This window comes from Anaerococcus nagyae (assembly GCF_017874535.1).
Classification (GTDB): Bacteria; Bacillota; Clostridia; order Tissierellales; family Peptoniphilaceae; genus Anaerococcus; species Anaerococcus nagyae.
This window is the reverse complement of sequence record NZ_JAGGLS010000006.1, coordinates 85,914-109,920: the sequence shown is the minus strand read 5'-3', so window position 1 is coordinate 109,920 and position 24,007 is coordinate 85,914. Positions and strand designations below refer to the sequence as shown.

Genomic DNA, 24,007 nt, shown 5'->3' with positions numbered 1-24,007 from the left:
ATAAAAACTGACTTCCTTAAGTTTGATTTTAGATCTAACTTTTGAAGATAAGTTCATTACGTAAAATCTACTCGTTAAAAATCTTTTTACAAGTAATATATAGCATTTTTATTTTTTTATAATATTCTTAACTATATTAATAATACCTGTAAACATTATAACTCCTGATATTATAGTCATACCATCATAAACTGAGTTACTTATATTTTTAAAAAATAAAATTGCTGCCAAAATTACAGCTACTAACTGTAATACAGTTAAGTATGTGTTATTACTTCTATCCATTTTTAAATCTCCCTTAATATCGGCCAACCGATAAATTAACTGGATACCATCCTTCTTCATAATTACCTGTATAATAGGAATATACTTTCTTATACTCTAAATCAATAGCTAAAGTTATACCAGATTTTCCAGTTAATCCATTAATCAAAGCTCCTGTTCCTAACATTCAAGATATAATATTAAGTCCAGGTAAAAATTTAGATCCTAATTTTTTTGCTATAGCATCTGCTGCAATCTTAACGACTTTAGTTCCAGATGCTAGACCTATAGTACTAGCAACACCAGAAGGTAATCCCATCGCTTCATTAGAAATTTTAACCGTATATTTTCGTTTGTCACCAACTTTAGGAGCTGAAGAATAATTCATTAAGAATTTTGAATTATTTTTTATATTACTATAATATATATTTTCAGTGATCTCTACACCCCAAGTAATACCATTTTCATCGGTAACATCTATTACTTGAGTATCTTGTCTTAATTCTTTACTCCCTCAAGACATATCAGATGCATATGAAAGATTTGGTAAAAATGAACTAATTGTCATTACCATTGCTAAAATTAACATAACAAACTTATTATTTTTCTTCATTACTTTTTCTCTGTTTTAATTACTTTAAAATATTCCCCTAATAAATAACCAACTAATATAATATTATTTAATTTATATCTTCATCTCCTATGATTTGTTATTTAATATAATAATATTTTTTATATATAATTACAATACACATAAATGTGGATTATTATAATTTATATTTAGTTTACTATAGAATATAAGATTTTAGATGAGGTATGATTTTTGTTGTTAACTTAAGTGAGTTGATCGAACAAAAAATATTGAAATAAAAATCCACCTTCTATGTAGGTAGAGGGATTAAGCTTTAGCTTCAAGCACCAAGAAAACCTTTGTAAAGTATAGTTGTGATAATCACATGGAGTTATTCATGGATAAAAATACTTTATAACATACAAGCTGGAGATGTAAATATCATGTAGTTTTTGTATCAAAATATAAAAGCCAAGTAATATATAGATAACTAAGAAAATACATAGTAATTATACTTTGAGAACTATGTTTAAGAAAAAGAATAAAAATAATAGAAGTTGAGCTATGTCCACATTTTTATAGAAATTACACAAAAATAGATAATATCACATATTATGTATATCTAAAAGTAAAAATTCATTAATAATATTCAATATGCACGCCAATCTGAAATATAAATAAGGAAATAGATATTTTTGGTATAGGGGATATTATGTATATATAGTGGGAAGAAATGAAAAAAATAAAAAAATATATACTAAATCAATTATAAATAAGATTATTACATTGACTGAATAAGTATAAAGGAATACTATTACCCTTTTACAGGAAAGTCAGTAAATAAAACAAATGGAAAAACTGATTAAGCAGTAGTTTGAAAAGTGGTGCATATGATTAAAATACTCGGCAATCATAATAGTTAGTATTGATATTTGCGCCTTATAGGTGCTGTACAAAATACAAGCGATTAAAAAATTAGGATTTTGATAAATTGATTGATCAATATAATGGTCCACTTCAAACTGGAGTCAATTCTGATAATTATGAATTAATTGATTTATTAATTAAGAATGGTTTTTCTTTAAAGAAAAAATGTTATGCGGTAGAAGTTAGCAAATAAGATTTAAAATTTGCCCTAGAAAGTATATTTGGGGATATTTTAAAAACTAAAAATGGTCAATTGGAGTATAAGTATTGTTGTAAAATTCTCTATAATTATTACGCTAAAACACATTGTAGTGTGAATTCACTTACAGAAAACTTAAACGATTTTATTGATGTAGTTCCCAAAACAATAATTTATACAAAGTCTAAAGACAAAATTAAATATTGTACATTTATTGAAAAAAAAGCAATTGCTTATCTAGCTTCTTTTAACGATACTATATGATATAAGCATGTGGGATTTTATACTTTTGAATTTGACAGATCATTATTATGTTTTGTATTGTATGATAATTTCGCTTATTGTAATAATTTCAAAAGATATAAAGGACATAAATTATACTCAACAGCTTAGGTATAAAAATATATTTGCCTATAACTTAAGTAGGATAAGATATTTTTTAGCTTTTTTAAACTTATATTTTTTAGCTCATATACTTATACTCTTGCTAATAGGCGCTTTAAATTTTAAAAATACCACATCTATAAGTCCTATAAGGCTAGAAGGATACAGTGAAATAGTCGATTTATATAATAGATATATAAATATATTTGATAATATAATTTTAGCTAATTTTGCTGTTATTATATATTTTATATTTGGTTTTACTGTATTATATGCCTTATTAACCAAGATTAATCAAAATAAGGGATATAAAAATACAATTGTATCTGCTATTATCATATATATTCTTACATATATAGGGTTTAAAACTGATTTAAAAACGAAGCTTCCAGTTTTATTTTTCAACAACTATATATTGCTACACCATGGGCTAATTGTAAATGGTTTGTTTAAATTTATATTAGTAATTGCTATTGGAATTTTAATCATACTTTTTTCTGTAGTTAAGCCCAAAACAATAGCAAAGACTAATAGATCGTTTAATGAATTAATAATAAATAGAAAAGATATAACTATAAGTCTTCTAGTAGTTTTAATCTTATACATACTTACATATATAAAGAATGTAGATAATATAGACTTTGGTATTAGAGAGCTAGGTCTTCTTACTTTGTTTGGTAGTTCTACTAAGGAGAAATCTTTTATATCTTTCTTAAGTTTAACTATAGTAAATACTACTCCTATATTTATACTTGGCTTATCTAAGAGTAGGCTTAAGAATTATTTTAACGAACCGTTGCTTATAAGATTTAAGAATATTGAGGACTTTAAATACAATGTAAGAAAAATTCATTTTTTTTATATTGTTATCTATATATTAATAGTAATTTTGATAAATTATATAACGTTTTTCATAGGAAAGACATCTGATTTGAGTTCTACTTTTCTTAAAGAAGCATATGGGATGATTTACGATCTAGGTATATTAAGTAAATATAATGTAGGATTTGCTATAAATCTTCTTTTTTGTTTTGGATTATTTTATATCCTATCATCATTTATTGGAGAAGTATTCGCTATAGTTATAATCTTACTAAGTAAGTTTATTCTTTTTTTCCTAGCTTCTTATGATGTATTAAAAATAAATTATGGGATAGTGAATTTATTAGAAGATGGACAAATCAGTTCAGTGATTTTTGTTAAATTATTAGTAGTTTTACTATATTTAATTATAGTAATTTTAAAATATAATAGAGGTTATAATTATGAAGGCAATACAAGTAGAAAATATGAGTAAAAAATTTGGCACAAAAATCCTTTATGAAGATGTATCATTTACTATAAATAAAGGAGAATGTGTAGGCATAGTAGGAAGTAATGGTACAGGAAAAAGTGTACTATTTAAGATGCTTGCAGGTATTGAAGATTATGATAGTGGTAAGATAATTGTTAAGGGCAAAAAAGTAGGTAAAAACTTAGACTTTCCAGAAGATATAGGTTACTTTGTAAATCAGCCAGGATATATAGAATTTTATGATGGTTTTACAAATCTAAAAATGCTGGCAGATATAAAAAACTTAATTACGGATGATCAGGTTATAGAAACTATGATAAGTGTGGGATTAAATCCTGATGATAAAACTAAAGTTAAGAATTATTCCCAAGGTATGAAACAAAAGCTTGGTATATGTCAAGCTATAATGGAGGGTCAAGATTTAATATTCTTAGATGAACCTTTCAACGCTCTTGACTTTCAATCAAATGTTGATGTAGTTAATATAATAAAAAATCTTAAGTCACAAGATAAAACTATATTAATAAGCTCTCATCAACATGAATATTTAGAAAAACTCTGTGATAGAATGTATATTATTATAAACAATAATATAAAATTATTAGATGAAAATCTTAAAAAGACATATTTTGAAATATTTTAATAAAATATCTCGAAATCAAAAAAATATATAATTGTTTATATACAAGACTTTAATTAAGATTTTTTGCTCTAATATTTTAGAGCATGAAATCCAATGGAACAAAATTTGTACTAAATAATAACATTGAATATGTAACTATTTTAGCAGAGAATTATTCAAAATATTAAAAAAAGAATTTGAATGAGTTTTGCTATATAAAATCACACCAAGAATAAATTTGGTGTGATTTTTATTGTTCAATTTAGTGAGTTTAGCGGGATGAAAGTAAAAACACTTGTTATTTAGATATATAATAGGACATTATTTGCAGAGGTAAAAAATCCTTATTAAAAAGTAATCGTTATTATTATGTATATGATTATAACATTAACTATTGTTTCACATGAAACAATAATTTTTTAATAGTATATAATAGCTGAAAAATTTATCATAATACTACGTTATTGTAAAAATGTAACAATTCGTTATAAGAAATTAAAAACTTTTATAGATTATTTGTAAAATCGTTTATTGTTGGTAAGATAATTATGATTAAAATCCTATACTATAAGATATAGCATGTAAAGGAGGAGCAAATGTCTTATGACTATAGCTTTATAGGTAGTGAAATTAGAAGAATTAGGAAAAGTAGAAATATTTCTCAAAAGGATTTATCTCTTATGGTTGGAATTTCTGAAGAGAGTCTTAGAAGAATCGAAAACAACCATAATAATCCACGAGTAGATAATTTTTTAGAAATTCTTGATGTTTTGGGTATAGATTTTGAGATTATTTTAATGGATGATAGTGGTTCTTCATGGAATTTGATTAACAAACAGATCAAGATCATAGACAATGATTTAGAAAATCTTTCTTTAGATAATTTGCATACCAATATTGATAAGCTTAAAAAATTAAAAGATTTTATTCCCTCATCATATGAAAAAAAACTTATGCAATATATATTATATTATGAAGGTATATATGAGAAGGATATAAAGAAAGATTATCTAACTTTTCGTAACTGTTTATTAAAAGCCTTAGAGATTAATGGTAAATCTCTAGAAAAAGGATTTAAAAATTCATATAGTGATATAGAGAAAAGAATATTAATAAAATTATCAGAATATTACTTTTATAATAATTTTGAAGCTAATTCAAAACTTATTTTAGATTATCTAGCTGAGAACATAGAGGTTACAGATATAAATTATATAGATATATTATATAATTTATCTAAATACAATTACATACAAAAAAATTATAAAGAATCAATAAATATTTGCCAAAAAGCTATAGATATAAGTTCTAAAACTAATAATTATAGGAGAATAATATTGGTTTACTACTTAATTGGGATTAGTAAATTTAAACTAAATGAAACTTCTTTTAGTGAAGATATAGAAAAATCTTTAGTCCTATGTGACTTGTTAGCTAAGCCTGAATTGAAACTTATTATAAGAAAAAATGTATCCTCAATATTAGAAGAAAAGTAACCCCACAAAACTGTGGGGTTACTTTTTTTTGTTAGTAATATATAATTATAGTTGAAAGGATGATAGATATGAGAAGAAAAAATATAAAAAAATTATGTACCTTATTAATTTTTACTCTTACTATATTTTCAAGTGCAAAATTACAAGCTAAAGATAATATGATAACTTATTCTAGAAATCCAGAGACTGAACCTATATCAATTTATAGGATTACTTCAGAAGTTGAGCCTATATCTATTTATTAAAACTAAGTTTTATAAACTTTACATTATAAAGACCATTGTGTCTTTATTTCTTTTTAACAATATATCGTAGTGATTTGCTAGGATATGCACTTATATTCATAGACAATTTGATATTAAAATTCTATCACTATGTATATATCATCTGAATAAATTTTAACTTCTGTAGATAAATTATAAATTTAATCTATCAATAACTATAAAGTATATGGCCTTATCGGCAGTTTATATCAAACCCTAAATAACAAATTGAAAGAAGGAAATCGTGAAAAAGAAGTACTTAAAAAATCTATTCGCTCTATTGGTTATGGGATCACTAATATTCCAAGCCGATCCAGCCTTAGCTACGGATCAAAAAGCTGATAGTTCAGTTAGCACACAAGAAAAGCAAGAAGCAGAACTTATTCCTCAGCTAGAAATAGCTCCAGATCCTACAGATATCTACCAAGACTCAAAAGATGAGAATGAAATACTAGAAGTAAGCCCGATATCAGATGAATTTAAGGCAGCTCAAAAGTCTGGTAATAAGGTATCTCCATTAGATGTAAATTTTGATTATATAAAGACAAGGACAAGATCCAAATCTTCAAATTTACCAGAAAAATATGATCTTAGAGATCATAATAGAGTATCACCTGTTAAAAATCAAGGAAAAAATGGTTCATGTTGGGCTTTTGCTACATATGGTTCTATGGAGTCAGTTTTAAGTAAATATGGAAAATTTGATTTTTCAGAAAAGCATCTTAGAAATACCCATGGATTTGACTGGGGTCCAAATGATGGTGGAAATAGGGATATAGCTGCAGCATATATGGCTAGATGGTCAGGTCCTGTTGATGAAAAAGACGATATGTATGATCCAGTAATATCAGTATCTCCAACAGATGTAGATAGGGTCTTAGACATTGATAAAGTTTTATATCTACCAGATGTGTACAATTTTGTAGATACTACGGATATCAAACAAACTATTATGAAATACGGTGGTGTTTATACAACTATCAATAGTTCAAAGTACTACGAAAATGCTAAAAATAATAGCTACTTTAACCCAGGTGGGGGCAGCGATGATCATGCAGTTACTATAGTTGGTTGGGATGATACCTTCCCAAAAGAATTATTCTCAATCAAGCCAAAGGCGAATGGTGCATGGATTTGTAAGAATTCATGGGGATCTTCCTATATGGATAATGGATACTATTATGTATCCTATGAAGATGTTTATGCAGGTAAATCTAATGCTTGTTTTATACCCAAGAAAAAAGATCCTAATGGGCATATTTACCAATATGATCCACTAGGTGCTACTAGATCTGTAGGCTATAATAAACAAGGATATATGTGTAATATCTTTAAGTCAGATGGTAAAGAAACTCTTCACGAAATTGGAATTTTCAATGTAAGTATGTATACAGATTATAAACTATATGTAGTAAGAAATATTGAAAGGACTAGCCAATTAGATAGTGAAAAAGTAGAAGTGGCTTCAGGAACTTTACAATATCCAGGATATTATACAATTGATATTAGTCAAATGGAATTAGAGGAAGGTGAACAATTTGCTGTGATGGCATATCTAGATTCATCAAAGGCAAATTACAAATATCCTCTAGCAGTTGAAGCAAGAATAAATAATTTTTCATCCAAAGCAGATTCGGAACCTGGTCAATCTTTTGTATCAAGTGATGGTAAAAAATGGACTGATCTTTCAAGCGAACTAAAAGGAGCAAATGTATGCCTAAAGGCTATTACTACAACAGGTGAAGTTATAGGAGATGATGAATTACCAGTAGATCCTAACACTCCAGAACCTGTTAAAGAGGTTAAAAATATAAGTGTTGCAGAAGGAGCTGGTGGTTATCTAAGAATAAATAAAAAAGGAAAACTAACTCCAATAATTGAACCTAAAGATATAGAAAACGTAGCCATAAAGATCTACACTTTAGATACAGATATAGTAGATGTAAAAGCAGATGGAGTGATAGTTCCTAAAAAAGTTGGAACGGCAAATATATTAGTAGAAACAAGAGTTTCTCGTGGAATTCTAAGATCTAGATTTAACCTTGAAATAATTCCAGAAAATTTACGTTATGACAAATTAAGTGAAATACCTGTGGTAGGGGATAACGAATTGTATGAGAATGGAGAAATAGATAATGGGGAAAAATTCCCGGATCCTCCAAAGCCATATGAAGATCCTTACATTATAAGAAATATGTCTATAAAAATTCCTCAAGCAAGCCTAAGGGAAGGTGAAACTTTAGACCTATCAGAAAAGATTACAGTTTATCCAGATACTGCTAAAAGAGAATTCACTTATGAATCAAAAAATCCAGAAATAGCAAATATCGATAAAAATGGTCTAGTTACAGCAAAATCTGTAGGAAAAACTACATTAACTGTTAAAACAAATAACAATATAAAAAAATCAGTAAACGTAAGGGTACTACCAAACTTTGAAAATTATCCGGTTGAATTAGATGGATTTGATGTATCACAAAGAAAAAGTGGATATTTCACTATAAGCCTTAAAGCCAGTCAAAATGGAGTGGGATATCAAGGTCCTGCAACTATTACAACTAGGGCTGGCAATAAAGAAGATAAGCTAGTAGAAAAAACGTCAACACTTTACTTTAAAAATGGAGAAGCTAGTATCACATATAATGGTGGACAATTTGGTGTTTGGAGAACTAACTTTCAAACAGATCTAAAACTACGTGATATAGAGGATCATATATCTTATGAATTCTCTAAGGATAATAAGTCAGAAGCTTTTATAAGAGAATATCCTAAAAAAGTTGTTGGTCTTACTCAAAAACAATATGAACTTGGTGATATAAAAGTGGGACAACGAGAAAATGGATTTTTTACTTTATCGTTTGAAGCTTTTGAAGATGGAAATCTTTATAATGGCATGGGTATTGTAGAAACAATATCTGAAGGGACAACAAGAATAAATACTGTGAATTTTAAAGATGGCAAAGCTAGTATTAGATATTCTGGAGGTGATTTTGGAGTTTGGAAAAAAGATTTTGTAACTAGCTTAAAAGTTGTCAATACTCAATCAAGTGTTGCTTATAGTATGAACTAATAATAATTGTGGTATTTAGTAAGGCTAAATATAAATAAATCCAATGGGAGGGAAATATGAAAAAGAGCAAAAATGTTGCCATAGCTCTTGTACTTCTAATGTCAAGTTTGGCAGTAGCTCCAGGTATCAGTTCTATTGCTTATGCAAATAATCTTGAAATCAATGAGGATACATTGATTAGAGAAAGAAAACCAGGCATAACAGTAGATACTAATATCGGATCAGACCAACAAAAGCTAGAAATTGCAGAAGTTAGAGAAGAACTAACTAAAGCACAAAAGTCAGTAGAAGGAGTAGAAGCTGCCGATGAAAAGTATGAAGAATGCTTAAAACAATTTAATGAGGCAGTAAGAACAGTGGGTCTAGAAATAGACGATTATGAACAAGGTGTAGAAAACGGAACGCTATCTCGTCAAGGTGGACTAGCAGAAGGAAGCATCTATGATTTAACAACTATTCCAGTTAGAGTTCAACTTTTAATAAGAATAGGTAGAGCAATAAGGTTTGGTAGTACTGAATTATCAAATAAGATTATAGCAGCTCATACAAAGCTGACTGAATATATACTAACAGGAATAGTATATGCTGCTAATCCATTTGCGAGTGAAAGTCAAATCATGGAATACATAGAAAAATTTGAAGCTTTAGAGCAAGAACTTCTATCATATCCTGATCTATCACCAGAAGATATAGCAACCATTTATAAAAAGGCTGCTTATCATAGAACTATAAGAGAAGCTCGCAAGGTAAGAAATGATGCTAATAGAACAGGTAGAAAATTTCAAGCTAGAGAATTGGATAAGGAAATATCCAAAGCAGCAGGATTATGGTGGAGAATCACCGTCACTTGTGGAGAGCTTGATGAAGAAGAGGAAAAATTAATATTAGCTATAGAAAAAGTTGCTGGACCTAAAATTAGAGCAGAAAAAATCGAATTTATGGAAGGTGGAGCAGGAGCTATCAACATAGATAATAAAACAAAGATAAGACCTGTAATCATGCCAGCAGAGGTAAAAAATAAAGATTATATAATTTACTCATCAAACCCATATGTAGCTCGTGTTATAGGCAATGAAATCATTCCTCTAAAAACAGGTAATGTAATTATCACTGTTATGGCTTTAGATAACGGAATAACAAAAGATTTTGAATTACAAATCCTAAATCCAGGTGAACCAACAAGCCTACCAATGCTAGAACCAACTGGTGCAAATGATCAATATTTAAGTGCAAAAAAAGATACAGATAAACAGGAAAAATTAGTTAAAAATAATTCCGATGAAGTAAATGATATATCATTTACAGTAGGATCTGTTGAAATGAAATTAGGTGAAACTTATCCACTAGGACAAAAGGTTCTAGTATTTCCAGAAAGAGTAAGTGATAAGACTCTTACTTATGATATTTCTAATCCAGATATAGCAAGTATAGATGAAAATGGAAATATAACAGCCCTTAACCCTGGTAATACAGAAGTAACAGCAACAAGTGTAAATGGTATAAAAAAATCTATAAAAGTAAACATAGCCGAAAAAGAAGTGGAAAAAACTTATTCTATTACAAATATTGAGATTTCACCAAGGAATGCAGGAGTATTTACTATTAGTGTAGAAGCTATGGAAAATGACAAGGCTTACAATGGTCCATGCGATATTACACTTTTTTACGGAAATAAAACTATAAACAATAGAATATATCTAAAAAATGGGAAGGCAGTTAAAAAATATACAGGCTTTGATATACCAACATGGCAAAAAGAATTATCAGGCACAGTCAATATAAAAGATATCAGTCAAGATATAGAATTAGCTTTTAATTAAAGGAGAAATAAATGAAACTTAATAAAATTTTTGCATCAGCCCTAGCAATAACACTAACATTTGGACATATTGCTCCAACATTTGCTTCAAATATTATAGTAGATACACCAGAAGAAACAAATAGTCTTACAATGGATGAGGCAGAAGTATATAAACAACAAATTAGGTCAATGAGAGATGAAGTTAATTCACTAAATATCACAGATGACCAAGATAAAGAAATGGTAGATGAATTTAACTCAAAAACATTAGAAATTGAAGATAATATAGAAAAATCTTCACAAGGATTTAGTGCTGCTGACCTATATGACCCAGCATCAATTCCGCAAAGATTATTAGTATTAGGTAGAGTTGGTAGAGCAATTAGATTTGCAACAACACAACTAAGATACAAAGTTGATGATGCCCATGCAGAAATAGCTGAATACGTATTTGAAGGCTTAGTCATAGCAGCATCACCATTTCATACAGTAGAAGATATGAAAGCTTACATGGCAAAATTTGAAGTATTAAAGGCAAAACTATTATCTTATCCAGAAATGGGCCTAAATGATACAGCAAATATGTATGTAAGAAGTGATCTAGATGTTAAACTTCACAAGGCAAGATTCATGAAATATAATGAATTAAAAAATAAACCAACTTATGTAATTAAAGAATTGGATAAGGAAGTAGCTGAGATTACAAATGGTAGATTACGTCCACAAGCAACAGTTCTAGAAATTTATCAATTATCAGATAGACTAGATCAAGCTGTAGCAGTAGCTCTAAGTAATGAAGATGAAAGAGCAATGCCAAATGAAATTGATAAATTGAAAGAACTTTTAGCAGATCTAAAGAAGGCAAAAAGACGTGGAGATAGCAGACCAGAAGTAGCAGAAGCTATTGATAGAGCAAAAGAAGAATTAGGATACATTCGTCCTTCAAAAATGAATGTAAATGGCCTAATACAAACAATGGAGGCATTAAAATACTAGGATAGTATTGTATAAAACTTATTAATTTAAAATTTTCCTTCTAAATAGAAAATCACACCAATTTAAGTTGATCCTAAAAAAGTTGTAGATATTAATACAACTTAAGGAGTCGATCAGTTCAATTATGGTGTGATTTTTTATTGTACAAATTTTATTTTAGTTTTGAATACATAACTTTAAGGGTAAATTGATATTAAATATCAATTGATTAAATTATAATACTTAGGAGGATATATGAATACTTTAGATAGATATGAACTTTTTATAGATGGCGAATGGGTTAAGCCGGAAAGTGGCGAATATATAGATATTATTAACCCATCCACTGGGGAAAAGCTTGGTGAATTTGCTGCTGCAAATAGTGCTGATGTGGATAAGGCTGTTGTTGCAGCTCGCAAAGCTTTCGATGGAGAATATGGTTTATGGTCAAAAGAGAAGAGAGTAGAACTTCTATTAGATATAGCAGCTAAGGTTGATGAAAATAGAGAATATTTAGCAAAACTAGAATCAATGGATAATGGTAAGCCAATTCGCGAAACACTTAATGGAGATATTCCGCTAGTTTCTGATCATTTCAAATATTTTGCAGCCATTCTAAGAGCAGATGAAGATGAGATTACAAAACTCGGTGGAAGATTTATATCAATTAGAAAACGTGAACCATGGGGAGTAGTTGGACAAATGATACCTTGGAACTTTCCTCTACTAATGGCAGCTTGGAAGCTTGCTCCAGCAATAGCAGGAGGAAATACTATAGTAATTTCTCCATCAAGTCATACATCACTTTCTATTCTTGAGTTTATACGTATTATCGAAGATATACTTCCAAAAGGTCTTATTAATCTTGTAACAGGAAAAGGATCAGTAACTGGAGAATATCTACAACACCATCATGGATTTGATAAATTGGCCTTTACTGGATCTACAGCGATAGGCCGTCATATAGGAGTATCAGCAGCCGAAAATATAATACCAGCAACTCTAGAGCTAGGAGGTAAGTCAGCTCATGTCATATTTGATGATTGCGATATTGATAAAGCTATAGAAGGCACTCAATTAGGTATATTATTTAATCAAGGTGAAGTATGCTCAGCAGGTTCAAGATTATTTATTCAAGAAACAATTTATGATGAATTTGTAGAAAAACTTGTAAAAGCATTTGAACATGTAAAGGTAGGCGATCCGTTAGATCTAGAAACTCAAATGGGAGCTTTGAGAGATAAAGAAAGATTTGCAGTACTTGAAAAATTTATTGAAAAAGCTAAAGCTGCTGGTGGAAAAGTTCTTACAGGTGGTCATCCACTTACAGAAAATGGACTAGATAAAGGGGCTTTCTTTGCACCAACCATACTTGCAAATGTTCCAGAGGATAATGATGCAGTAAAGGAAGAAATTTTTGGTCCTGTAATAGTTGTAGATAAATTTAAAGATGAGGAAAATGTAATCGAAAAAGCCAACGATAGTAGATATGGCCTAGCAGGTGGAATATACTCCAATGATATATATAGAATAATGAAAGTAGCAAATGGAATGAGAACAGGAAGAGTTTGGGTAAATACTTACAATCAATTCCCAGCAGGATCCTCATTTGGTGGCTATAAAGAATCAGGTATAGGTCGTGAAACAGATAAACTTACTTATGAAGCCTATACACAGGTTAAAAATATTATGATAGATGGTTCAAAAGATAAGATTGGTATGTTTTAAGTAAATATAAACGAAATCAGATTTAACTTGAAGTTCAATTTTTTATTTAATAAATTTTACTATATATAGTTTATAGGATTCCAAAAAAATTGTGCAGTAGTTTAGGGATTTATAGAAATTTTTTATTTAATAAATTTATGAGTTAGAATATGAATAAAACATTAAAAATAGTACAAATAATAGCTATAATATTTGCAATTATATTACTTATAAAAAATTTAAGTACCGGTAATTACGATTTTATGACTATATTAGCAGCTATTATAGCTATAACAGGAGTCATTAATATAGTTAATGATTTAAAGAATAAATAGAAAATAAAATAAGGATAATTTATAAAAAATGAACTGGAATGCATTATAAAAATACACAAAACAGTTCATTTTTTTATTAATTATTTGATTCAGAATTCTCGCTTTCATCTCCTGGATACATTGTTGATGAGCCTGGATACATCTTACCTAATTCTTCAAATATTACTCCTATATCACCAAAGCCTGTTTCATCTAATCTTTTTAAAGCGCGTGTATAGGCTATATCTATATCTTCGTTGGTCATTTGATTTACACTTGAAGGACTAAATTCATAGTATTGCACTAGAGCTGATTTTATAGCATCATAGTCTGTTTGACTTGATCCATATTTTTTAAGTTTATTTTTGTCACTATTATTAGAAGTATTATTATCTGTTTCTTCTACATTTTCTTCACTTGTTTTTTCTTTATCATCTTCTGCATTTTCGGTTGCTTTATTTTCTTCTTGATCATCTATTTTTTCAAAGAGTAAATCGGCTGCATTTTTAACATAATCATCATAATAAAGTTTTGGATCATTTTCATAAGCTGTATGGAAGGCATCTTCAATTAGCTTATCATCTATAGACCAAACAGAATTTGATGGATATCCCAAATCTGCCATGACTTGTCTTTCATAGTTAAATTTATCAGTAACTTCACCTTTTTTAGATGCAGTCCAATTTTCTCTTCTTCCTATAGTATCTAAAGGAAATTTATTAGATAATTCTGGATATTGTCTGGATAATTCTTGAAATACAAAATCTTTTACATCCCAATATCCAGTTTCTTTTGATTTTTTAGTAGCATCATCTACTAGTTCTTGAATTTGATCATCTGTAAGATTTTTTGCAAGTGTTTGGGAAAAATCTCCCATATCTACTATTATATCTCTCCAGTCATCGGCACCTAATTTTTTTGATTTTTTTTCTTTATCATCTGAATCTAAGATTTCATTAGATTTTTTTTCTTTTTCTCCATCTAAGGCTTGGGCTATGGTTTCTTCTGACACTGAATTTTTATTTTGGTTATTTGTTTGATTGCAAGATGTAAGAAGTAATCCTAAAGATAAGCTTATAATAATTTTATTTTTTTTCATAAGGCCTCCTTAATTGCTTTTATTTTACCATATATAGCTAAATTTAAATAGCTTTAGACCTAATTGTAATTAATTTTTAACTAATTTTGTAAGAAGTCTTGATATTTTTTAATAAAACTGTAACCTTTTTGTTGCAATTATCAGAAAGATATATTATAATAGGGGCAGTGATTAGCGAAAGAATTAAATTTGTAATAATATTGTAATATAGAGTGAGGGAGAATAATGAAAAAATTAAATAAAACATTGTTACTTGCCTCAACATTATTTGTATCCTCAACTGTTAGCTTAGCTGATAAATCTTATGCGGATGAGGGGTATGACCTAAATGTTGAACCGAGCAAGTCGACTAATTTAGATAATAACGAAACTCAAACAAATAACGAAGCAGAAAATTCAAGCACAACTGAAGCTAGTGAAGATGAATCTAGCTTTATTTCTGATGGAACAAATGAATATTCTGAAACTAATAATGATTCTATAGATAAAACAGATGAAACTACTAGTCTTACACCACAAGAAAATACTTTAGAACAACAAGATGAAGAATCAGAACAATCAAAAGAAATAAAAGAAACACCAGAAGTAAATGAATCTTTAGAAAATCCTGAAGCTAATAAAGATTTTGAAGATGAAGCTGATAAGGACGATATTAGCAAAGATGATGATAAACAGCAAGATAAAAAAGAAGAAGATTCTGATGGTATAGAGAATGACTATAAAGAAGATGAAGATAAAGAAACTATATCTAAGGAAAATTTAGATGATGTAGTTTATTATAACAACAAAAATCTCGATGAAATCTTTAATCCTAATTATAAGCCAGCAAAAACTACTAACAAAAATGAAAATCAAACTCTAGATACAAATCAAAATACTACTTCTGATAATAAAGCTGATGAAGAAAAATCAGATTCCAGCAATGATAAATCAAAAAAATTAGATGATGATGAATCTAAAGAAGAAGAAACAAAATTAGAAAAAACAAATTATTACTCACAAAAAGGTACTGGCTACCTTGTTAATGAAAATGGTAATGTTAAATACTATGAAGATAATAAATTAGTTAAGAATGCTCGTATTCTTATAGAAGATAAAATTTATGATATAGATCAAAATGGTATTGCTACAAATCCAAAATCTATGTGGTCAAGCATTAATAAGAATATTTTCTATCTGAATGAAGAAGGAAATATTATAAGAGGTATCAAGGAGATTAATGGCAGCAAGTATTATTTCAATAAGCAAGGTCATTTACAAAGAAATAAAATTATAGTAACGAATAAATCATTTTACAATGTATCCAATGATGGTTCTATGATAAATCCTAAGAATCAATGGATAAATATTAATAATCGTAAATACTATAATGATAACAATGGTAAATTATTAAAAGGTATTGCAACTATCAAGAATAAGTCATATTATTTTGATAGTAAAGGTGCACTTTCAACAAATAAAAAGCTAATAGCTGCTGACAAGTATTATTTAGTTGATAGAAATGGTGTGGTTAAAAACCCTAAAAATGCTTGGTTTAGCATGGGTGGTAAGACATATAGATCTGATCAAAATGGTAAACTTGCAAAAGGTGCCAAGACAATAAATAATAATACATATGTGTTTGAAAGCAATGGTGTAATGATCCAAAATAGATCTGTAATATCTGCTGGAAAATACTACAGAATTGATAATAGAGGTGTAGCAACTGTTGTTAGAAACTCTTGGGTAAATCTTGATGGAAAAAAATATCATACTAATTCAAATGGATATGTTAAAGAAGGTGTTTGGAAAATAGATAATCAATACTACTATTTCACTCAAAATGGATTGACACCAAATAAGAAAATTACTCAAAGAGGAGTAGTATATACAGTTGATAAAAATGGAATAGCAACAAAAGAAGATAATAATATCCCAGGAAGTAAGAGTTTAGATAAAGCTCTTGAATGGATGTTCAATGCAAGAGATAGAAGAATGACTTATAATATGGGAGCTGGAAGAAACTCTTCAACTCAAGCCGATTGTTCTTCAGCTGTTTATAGATCATTAATATATGGTGGTTTCCTAAGTAAAAATGCTTGGGTGGGTAATACAGAAACTTTATTCCAACTAGGAGCAGAGGGTAAGGTTATGTATGAAATCAAAGAAAATGAACTTCAATATGGTGATATATTCGTATCAGGAAGACCAGGAGGCTCAGCAGGAGCAGCAGGTCATACAGGATTTATATTAAACCCACATAAAGATACAATTATCCATATGACATATAGCAAAAATGGAGTAGCTGTAACACCTAGAAAAGGATATATGGGAGACTCTAGAGGTTTACCAGTTAGGTACTATAGACTAGTAGGCTCAAACTCTAGTAAGAAGTACCTAAATAGAAGATAGACTAATAACATGTTTAAAGAGCTGTTGTAGAAAATTGATTTTCTATAAGAGCTCTTTTTTTGTTATAATATAAATTCATATATTATCTTTTCTGCTAGTATATAGTTTTAAATATTGATAATAAAAACAATTCTATAAGTTTGATTAGATAAAGAAAATTTTTAAAGTAGGTTTTTTATAAAGCCTATTTTTTATTAGTCAAAGAGTAATTAATAATTTATAGTAAAACTGCATAATGAGCATAAATAATAATTAATAATCTTTACTTGGGAAATCCATATCCTAAACGGCTATATATCAGTACCCAATATTTTAATGAGATAAAGAATTGTGGAATTTAATCCAAATGATTTTGTATAATCCTTAAATATTAATCATCTTTGTGTATAAAAATACTTAATAATATATAATAATTATATATAAACTATTGACAAAATGATCGATAAGGATTAAAATGAAAGTTAACAAAATATTAATGGAGGGTAAACCATGAAAATGAAAAGAGTTTTTTCTTCCTTAATGGCTTTAGGACTTGCAACAACCCTAGTGGCATGTGGAGGAGATACAGATTCAGCAAAAAAATCAAAAGATGATTCAAAGACTAAGGATTCTGCGACAGAAGATAAAAAAGATGATAGTCAAGATGCTGATAATGCAGATGATAAAACAGCTGATGGAAAAGAAGGCGAACAAAATGCAGCAGATCAAAAAGAACTTGAAGACTTCGATGCTCAAACAAGCGATGATACTATAGTTTTAGGTATCGGAGAATTTTCTGGAGACTTCCTAGAAGGTTGGCAAAACAACACATCCGACGTACAAGTCAGAAGACTTCTTGGTATAGAAGGTAATAATGGCTATAGAACAGTAGTTCAAGATGAAACTGGTGCTTGGGTAAATAATAAAGCCGTTCTTGAAGAAGATCCAAAAGTTACAGACAATGAAGATGGTTCTAGAACATATACTTATAAGATTAAAAAAGGTTTGAAATGGTCAGATGGAAAAGAAATCACTGCTGATGATTATTTATATGATTCATTAATATATTCTCACCCATCATTTATACCAGTAACTGGATCTACAAGAATTGGTTCAAATGCCTTAAAAGGATATGAAGATTATCATTTAGGTAAAAGTGATACATTCGAAGGTTTAAAGAAAATTGATGATTATACTTTCGAATCTACAATAGATAGCTCATTCTTACCATACTATGAAGAAGTATCTTTAGCAGCGTTAGATCCACTTCCATTACATGTAGTAAGTGAAAACCTTATTCTTAATGAAGAAGGTAACAAACTAGTAGCTAAAGATGGCTATGAACCAAGTGAAGAAGAAAAACAAAAATACAAAGATTCTCTTCAAGAACAAATTGACAATTTAGATAAAGATTTTGAAGAAAATAATGAAAAACCAGCAGATGATGCTTCAGAAGATGAAAAATCAGCTTATGATGAAGCTAAAAAGGAACATGATGATCAAGTAAAAGAGCTTGAAGATCGTCTTAACGGAGATGTAGATCCTACTCAACAACTTCTTGAACAAGCTATGCTTAATATAACTAATGAATATAGATTAGCTCCAAGTGTAGTTTGTGGACCATATGTATTTGACGAATACAAGAATAATATGGTTAAGTTATCTCTAAACCCTAACTACGCTGGAAACTTCAAGGGTGAAAAGGCAACTATACCACATATTATAGCTCAATATGTAAACCAAAATATAGCTGTTGACTTAGTAGAAAATGGCGACATTGACGTTTGGGAAAAAGAAACTGATGGCGGTAAGATTGACCAAATCAGATCAGAAGCAGATGCTGGTAAGATAAAATACAATACTTATGAAAGAAATGGTTATGGTTCTATAAATTTCTTAACGGATAGAGGAAATACAAAGTATAAAGAAGTGCGTCAAGCTATAGCTCACTTAATAGATAGAAATTCTTTCGTCCAATCATATGCAGGTGGTTACGGTGTAGTAACTAATGGTATGTACGGTACTAGTCAATGGATGTATCAAGATAGAGGGGCTGATCTTGAAGGAAAACTTACAAATTATCAATTAAATATAGATAAAGCTAATGAATTACTTGATAAAACACCTTATAAGTTTGAATCTGATGGTAAAACTGCTTGGGATAAAGCAAAAGCAGAAGAAGCGTTCAACTCTGACGCAGATAATTTTGATTATTATAGATATGATGAAAATGGCAAGAAGCTTGTAGTTAATCAATACGGATCTGATGAATCACCTATAACTACATTGATTTCTAACCAACTTCCAAACAACGCTAAACAAGCAGGTATGGAATATAATGTAACAGCTGGTTCTTTTGCTACACTTCTTCAATATTATTACACACAAGAAGAAGATCCAGAATATACAGCATTCAATATGGGACAAGATTTTGGTACACCATTTGATCCATGGTATCAATATAATTCTAAGGGTAATGATAACAAGACTCATACAAATGATCCTAAAGCAGATGAGTTGACAGTTAAATTACGTCAAACAGATCCAAAGGATAAAGAAGGATATCTAGATAATTGGGAAGATTTTGAACTTTGGTACAACGACTATCTACCAGAAATACCACTTTATTCTAATCAATACCACACAGCTTATGCAAATAGAGTTCAAGGATTTGATGTAAGTACTCCAACATGGGGATTCTCTGATCAGATCAATGCATTATCATTGGAAAAATAATAGAGATTATTAAACAGCAGAGTTTATTCTGCTGTTTTTTTATATCTATTTTTAGAAATAGTAAAAATTTTGTTTACTTTTACACGGAGTGATAAAAGAACAGTTTATTTTAACAAAGTATTGCTATAATATGATAAAGGTTTATGGAATAAATTACAATGAAAAAATATATTCGTTAAATTATAGCGAATACAATGTATAAGAATGCAATTATATAAATAAAAAAACATATAAAGTATTGACAAAAGTTAAAATTAAGAATAGAATATCAATAATATAAATTATGGAGGTTAGATTATGAAAATGAAAAAAGTCTTTTCTTCTTTAATGGCTTTAGGACTTGCTACAACTTTAGCAGCCTGTGGCGGAGGAAATGATTCAATAAATACATCTGATGAAAAAGATAAGAAATCAGATGTAGAAAAAACAGACGAATCTAAGAGTGAAGATACTTCAAAAATTGATGAAGATTCTACTGAATTAGGAAACGAAGAAGATAAACAAGGCCTTTCTGAAAAAGATAAGGCAGAGCTTGCTGACTTTAACAATGTAACAGGAGATGATACTCTTGTAATTGGTACAAGTGAGATGAGTGGAGACTTTTTTGAAGGATGGTCTAACAATTCTTATGATGTTATCGTAAGAAGACTTATAGGTACTGAAGGGACTAATTCTTATGCTACTGCAGTAGTGGATGAATCTGGACAATGGGTAAATAATGATACAGTTCTTGCTGAAGAACCTAAAAAAGTTGAGAATGAAGATGGATCTAAAACTATTACTTATAAGTTAAACAAAGATTTGAAATGGTCTGATGGTAAGCCTGTAACAGCAGATGATTATCTATTTTATAGCTTATTATTCTCTGATTCATCATACATACCAGTAACTGGAGCTACAGCAGTAGGTAAAGATTCTTTAAAAGGCTATGAAGCTTTCCATGATACTAGCAATCCTGCTGAGGAATTTGAAGGACTTGAAAAAATTGATGACTATACTTTTTCGGTAACAATAGACTCATCGTTCTTGCCTTATTATGAAGAATCTTATTTAGCCCAACAAGTTCCATTCCCAATGCATGTAGTAACTGATAACTTATCAATAAGCGATAATGGTAAAAAACTTGTAGTTAAAGACGGTTATGAGGTTACAGAAGAGGATAAGAAAGCTTATAAGGAATCTATTGAAAAGCAAATTGAAAACTTAAATAAACAATTTGAAGAGGAGAATGAAGGTTCTGAAGTTGATGAGGAAAGTCAAAAAGCTCATGATGAAGCAATAGCTAGTCTTAAAGAAAGATTAAATGCTGATGTAGATCCTATTCAGCAGCTTAAAGAACAAGCTATGCTAAAAGTAGCCAATGAATATAGGCTAAATCCATCAGTAGTATGTGGGCCATATGTATTTGATAGTTACTCTAATAATATGGCTAAACTTTCTCTAAATGAAAACTACAAGGGAAATTTTAAAGGTGAAAAAGCGAGCATTCCTCATGTAATAGTTCAGTTTGTAAATAAAAATATAGCAATTGATCTTCTTGAAAATGGAAATATAGATATATGGCAAGATGAAACTGAAGGTGGACAAATTGAACATATGAGAAGTGCCGCTGATGAAGGAAAAATTAAATACAACACTTATGATAGAAATGGTTATGGCAACGTAGCTTTCTTAACAGATAGAGGCTCAACTCAATATAAAGAGGTTAGACAAGCTATAGCACATCTTATGGATAGAAACTCTTTTGTTCAACAATTTGCAGGTGGTTATGGTGTAGTAACAAATGCCATGTATGGTACTAGCCAATGGATGTATAAGGAAAGAGGAGCAGACCTCGAGAACAATCCAGAATTAGTAAACTATCAACTAAACCTAGATGAAGCTAATGAATTATTAGATAAGAGTCCATATAAGTATGAATCTGATGGTAAGACAGCTTGGGATAAGTCAAAGGCTGATGATTTATTTAGTAAAGATTCAGATGGCTTTGACTACTATAGATATGATGAAAAAGGTGATAGACTTGTTGTAAATCAATATGGTTCTGATGAATCACCTATAACTACATTGATTTCTAATCAAGTTCCAAACAATGCTAAGCAAGTAGGTATGGAATATAACGTAACAGCTGGAAGCTTTGCTACATTGCTTGACTACTACTACAATCCAACGGAAAATGCGGAATATACAGCATTTAATATGGGACAATCATTTGAACCGCCATTCGATCCATACTATCAATTTAACTCTAAAGGATTTGATAACCATACTAAGACAAACGACTCTAAGGGCGATGAGGTAACAGAATCTCTTAGAAAGACAGATCCAGAGGATAAAGAAGGATACTTAGATAAATGGGAAGACTTCCAATTATGGTATAACGACTATCTACCAGAAATACCGCTTTACTCTAATCAATACCACACAGGGTATACAAATAGAGTTCAGGGTTTTGATATAAATACACCTCAGTGGCCAGCTTCATATCAAATAAACGCAATGTCACTTTCAAAATAGATTTAACTAAATAGGGGCTGTTGCAGAATGAATAAATCGTCCCAAAATCATTAGAGAATTTCTACGGAAATTTTGTATTCACTAGTTGGCAGGCTATGTAAAAAAATTTCCTAAGATGACCTTCTAATAGTGGGACGATAATTATTTATAGTTTTGCAACAGTCTCTTTTGATTTTTGTTATGAATAAATTATATATCATTTTGTATTTATAAAAATTATTGCATAATTATATTTTGGGGAAATAAAAAAAATAGAAAAATTAATCATCTATAATCCCATGATTTAGAGTTTGAGAACGGTATTTTATTTGACAAAATTTGTGAATTATTATAATATAGTACTAATAAAATTTATTATTTAAATTTTACATTTTAATAATTTATTGGAATGAATAATTGAAATTTAAATATGAACTAGGAAGGGAAATTATGCTTCGTTATATAGTAAAGAGAATTATTAACTTAATACCAGTAGCTCTTATAATCTCTATTTTGCTTTTTGCTTTTTCTAAGGCCATGCCTGGAGATCCTATCCAAGCAATGATGCCAACGGGTACACGTATGACCAAGGCTCAGCAAGAAGAATTATATCAAACCTTATCAGAACGTTATGGTCTTGATAAACCGCTACCAGAACAATATGTTAGATGGTTAGGTAGAACCCTAAAGGGTGACTTTGGTGAGTCTATAAGAGTAAGACGCGACGTACGTGAATATCTAAGAGAACCACTTAAAAACACTATTTATCTAAATCTCGGTTCTACAATAATATCATTTATTCTTTCGGTGCTTATAGGTATAAGGTCGGCCACCCATAGAGGCGGGGTTTTTGATAGGACTTTCCAGACTTTAACTCTAATTGGTATGTCTATACCAGTATTTTTTATAGGTCTAATTTTAATTTATATTTTTGCATTTAAACTAAAATGGTTGCCAGCCAATGGTATGCCTCGTGAAAATACATTTGGTCAATGGGTTAGATACTTAGCACTTCCAACTATAACCTTAACTATAGGTTCTCTTGCAGGTCTTTCCAGATATGTAAGAAATTCTATGATAGATGCTTTAAATCAGGATTATATAAGAACAGCTAGATCTAAGGGTCTTAAGGAAAAGACAGTTATTTATTCTCATGCTTTTAGAAATGCTTTAATTCCTGTTGTTACAGCTCTTACTTGGGCTATACTTGGAATGTTTTCTGGTTCTGCTATTACAGAAAGAATTTTCTCTTATAGGGGAATTGGTAATGAGCTTATAACTGCTGTTATGGCCCAAGACTACAATATCATACTAGCCCTATCAATGTTTTATGCGGTTCTTACACTTTTAGGAAACTTGTTAATGGATATAGCCTACGCATTAGTAGATCCAAGGGTTAAATTAGACGCTTAAGAGGGG

At 29.5% G+C, this 24,007-nt stretch carries 18 protein-coding genes and 1 pseudogene; 15 read left to right on the top strand and 4 right to left on the bottom strand.

What is annotated here, in order from left to right; translation table 11 throughout:
* Window positions 1–108: 108 nt before the first annotated feature.
* From J2Z39_RS06005 to J2Z39_RS06000, 3 genes are read right to left on the bottom strand one after another with little or no spacing between them, the layout of a single operon-like run.
* Window positions 109–285, bottom strand: a complete 177-nt coding sequence (locus J2Z39_RS06005; protein WP_209814284.1) for a hypothetical protein — start codon at window positions 283–285, stop codon at window positions 109–111.
* 13 nt (window positions 286–298) lie between these two features.
* On the bottom strand, window positions 299–433 hold the full coding sequence (locus tag J2Z39_RS08610) for a hypothetical protein (RefSeq protein ID WP_281063103.1): 135 nt from the start codon (window positions 431–433) through the stop codon (window positions 299–301).
* A gap of 18 nt (window positions 434–451) precedes the next feature.
* Window positions 452–652 carry a hypothetical protein gene (locus tag J2Z39_RS06000; RefSeq protein WP_209814283.1) on the bottom strand — a complete coding sequence of 67 codons (201 nt, stop codon included), beginning with the start codon at window positions 650–652 and terminating at the stop codon, window positions 452–454.
* A gap of 601 nt (window positions 653–1,253) precedes the next feature.
* On the opposite strand from J2Z39_RS06000, the pseudogene J2Z39_RS08470 reads away from it, so the two are divergent.
* The 11 genes and pseudogenes from J2Z39_RS08470 to J2Z39_RS05955 all read left to right on the top strand — a co-directional run.
* Window positions 1,254–1,701 (top strand): annotated as a pseudogene (locus tag J2Z39_RS08470) (transposase); the annotation flags it as partial.
* A 125-nt stretch (window positions 1,702–1,826) separates the two neighbouring features.
* Window positions 1,827–1,955, top strand: coding sequence for a DUF1343 domain-containing protein (locus J2Z39_RS08605; RefSeq protein WP_147318535.1), 129 nt, complete (start codon window positions 1,827–1,829; stop codon window positions 1,953–1,955).
* A 331-nt stretch (window positions 1,956–2,286) separates the two neighbouring features.
* The gene (locus J2Z39_RS05995) at window positions 2,287–3,642 is read left to right on the top strand and encodes a hypothetical protein (protein WP_209814281.1); all 1,356 of its coding nucleotides are present in this window, start codon (window positions 2,287–2,289) and stop codon (window positions 3,640–3,642) included.
* Window positions 3,611–4,282 (top strand): ABC transporter ATP-binding protein, encoded by a 672-nt coding sequence (locus tag J2Z39_RS05990; protein ID WP_209814279.1) that lies wholly within the window; start codon window positions 3,611–3,613, stop codon window positions 4,280–4,282. Before J2Z39_RS05995 ends, J2Z39_RS05990 begins: the two co-directional genes overlap by 32 nt.
* A gap of 575 nt (window positions 4,283–4,857) precedes the next feature.
* Entirely contained in the window at window positions 4,858–5,757 is a 900-nt protein-coding gene (locus J2Z39_RS05985; protein WP_117521924.1) for a helix-turn-helix domain-containing protein, read from the top strand.
* Window positions 5,758–5,825: 68 nt separating this feature from the next.
* Window positions 5,826–6,002, top strand: coding sequence for a hypothetical protein (locus tag J2Z39_RS05980; protein WP_181965144.1), 177 nt, complete (start codon window positions 5,826–5,828; stop codon window positions 6,000–6,002).
* Window positions 6,003–6,264: 262 nt separating this feature from the next.
* Entirely contained in the window at window positions 6,265–9,090 is a 2,826-nt protein-coding gene (locus tag J2Z39_RS05975) for a lectin like domain-containing protein (RefSeq protein ID WP_117521925.1), read from the top strand.
* Window positions 9,091–9,146: 56 nt separating this feature from the next.
* On the top strand, window positions 9,147–10,910 hold the full coding sequence (locus tag J2Z39_RS05970) for a CAMP factor family pore-forming toxin (protein ID WP_117521926.1): 1,764 nt from the start codon (window positions 9,147–9,149) through the stop codon (window positions 10,908–10,910).
* Between the two features lie 11 nt (window positions 10,911–10,921).
* On the top strand, window positions 10,922–11,887 hold the full coding sequence (locus J2Z39_RS05965) for a CAMP factor family pore-forming toxin (RefSeq protein ID WP_117521927.1): 966 nt from the start codon (window positions 10,922–10,924) through the stop codon (window positions 11,885–11,887).
* 234 nt (window positions 11,888–12,121) lie between these two features.
* Window positions 12,122–13,594, top strand: a complete 1,473-nt coding sequence (locus J2Z39_RS05960; RefSeq protein WP_209814277.1) for an aldehyde dehydrogenase family protein — start codon at window positions 12,122–12,124, stop codon at window positions 13,592–13,594.
* Window positions 13,595–13,743: 149 nt separating this feature from the next.
* Window positions 13,744–13,908 carry a hypothetical protein gene (locus tag J2Z39_RS05955; RefSeq protein WP_209814275.1) on the top strand — a complete coding sequence of 55 codons (165 nt, stop codon included), beginning with the start codon at window positions 13,744–13,746 and terminating at the stop codon, window positions 13,906–13,908.
* 76 nt (window positions 13,909–13,984) lie between these two features.
* Here the strand turns inward: J2Z39_RS05955 and J2Z39_RS05950 are convergent, their stop codons facing one another.
* Complete coding sequence (locus J2Z39_RS05950; protein WP_209814273.1) at window positions 13,985–14,986, bottom strand: hypothetical protein; 1,002 nt, start codon at window positions 14,984–14,986, stop codon at window positions 13,985–13,987.
* A gap of 225 nt (window positions 14,987–15,211) precedes the next feature.
* Between J2Z39_RS05950 and J2Z39_RS05945 the strand changes: the two genes are divergently transcribed.
* The 4 genes from J2Z39_RS05945 to J2Z39_RS05930 all read left to right on the top strand — a co-directional run bounded on the left by J2Z39_RS05945 (window position 15,212) and on the right by J2Z39_RS05930 (window position 24,001).
* Window positions 15,212–17,377: a peptidoglycan amidohydrolase family protein gene (locus J2Z39_RS05945; RefSeq protein ID WP_209814271.1), complete on the top strand. Its 2,166-nt coding sequence runs from the start codon at window positions 15,212–15,214 to the stop codon at window positions 17,375–17,377.
* A gap of 489 nt (window positions 17,378–17,866) precedes the next feature.
* Window positions 17,867–20,092, top strand: coding sequence for an ABC transporter substrate-binding protein (locus J2Z39_RS05940; protein ID WP_117521931.1), 2,226 nt, complete (start codon window positions 17,867–17,869; stop codon window positions 20,090–20,092).
* A 297-nt stretch (window positions 20,093–20,389) separates the two neighbouring features.
* Window positions 20,390–22,609 (top strand): ABC transporter substrate-binding protein, encoded by a 2,220-nt coding sequence (locus J2Z39_RS05935; protein WP_209814268.1) that lies wholly within the window; start codon window positions 20,390–20,392, stop codon window positions 22,607–22,609.
* 429 nt (window positions 22,610–23,038) lie between these two features.
* Window positions 23,039–24,001, top strand: coding sequence for an ABC transporter permease (locus tag J2Z39_RS05930; protein WP_117521933.1), 963 nt, complete (start codon window positions 23,039–23,041; stop codon window positions 23,999–24,001).
* The last annotated feature ends 6 nt before the right edge of the window (window positions 24,002–24,007 follow it).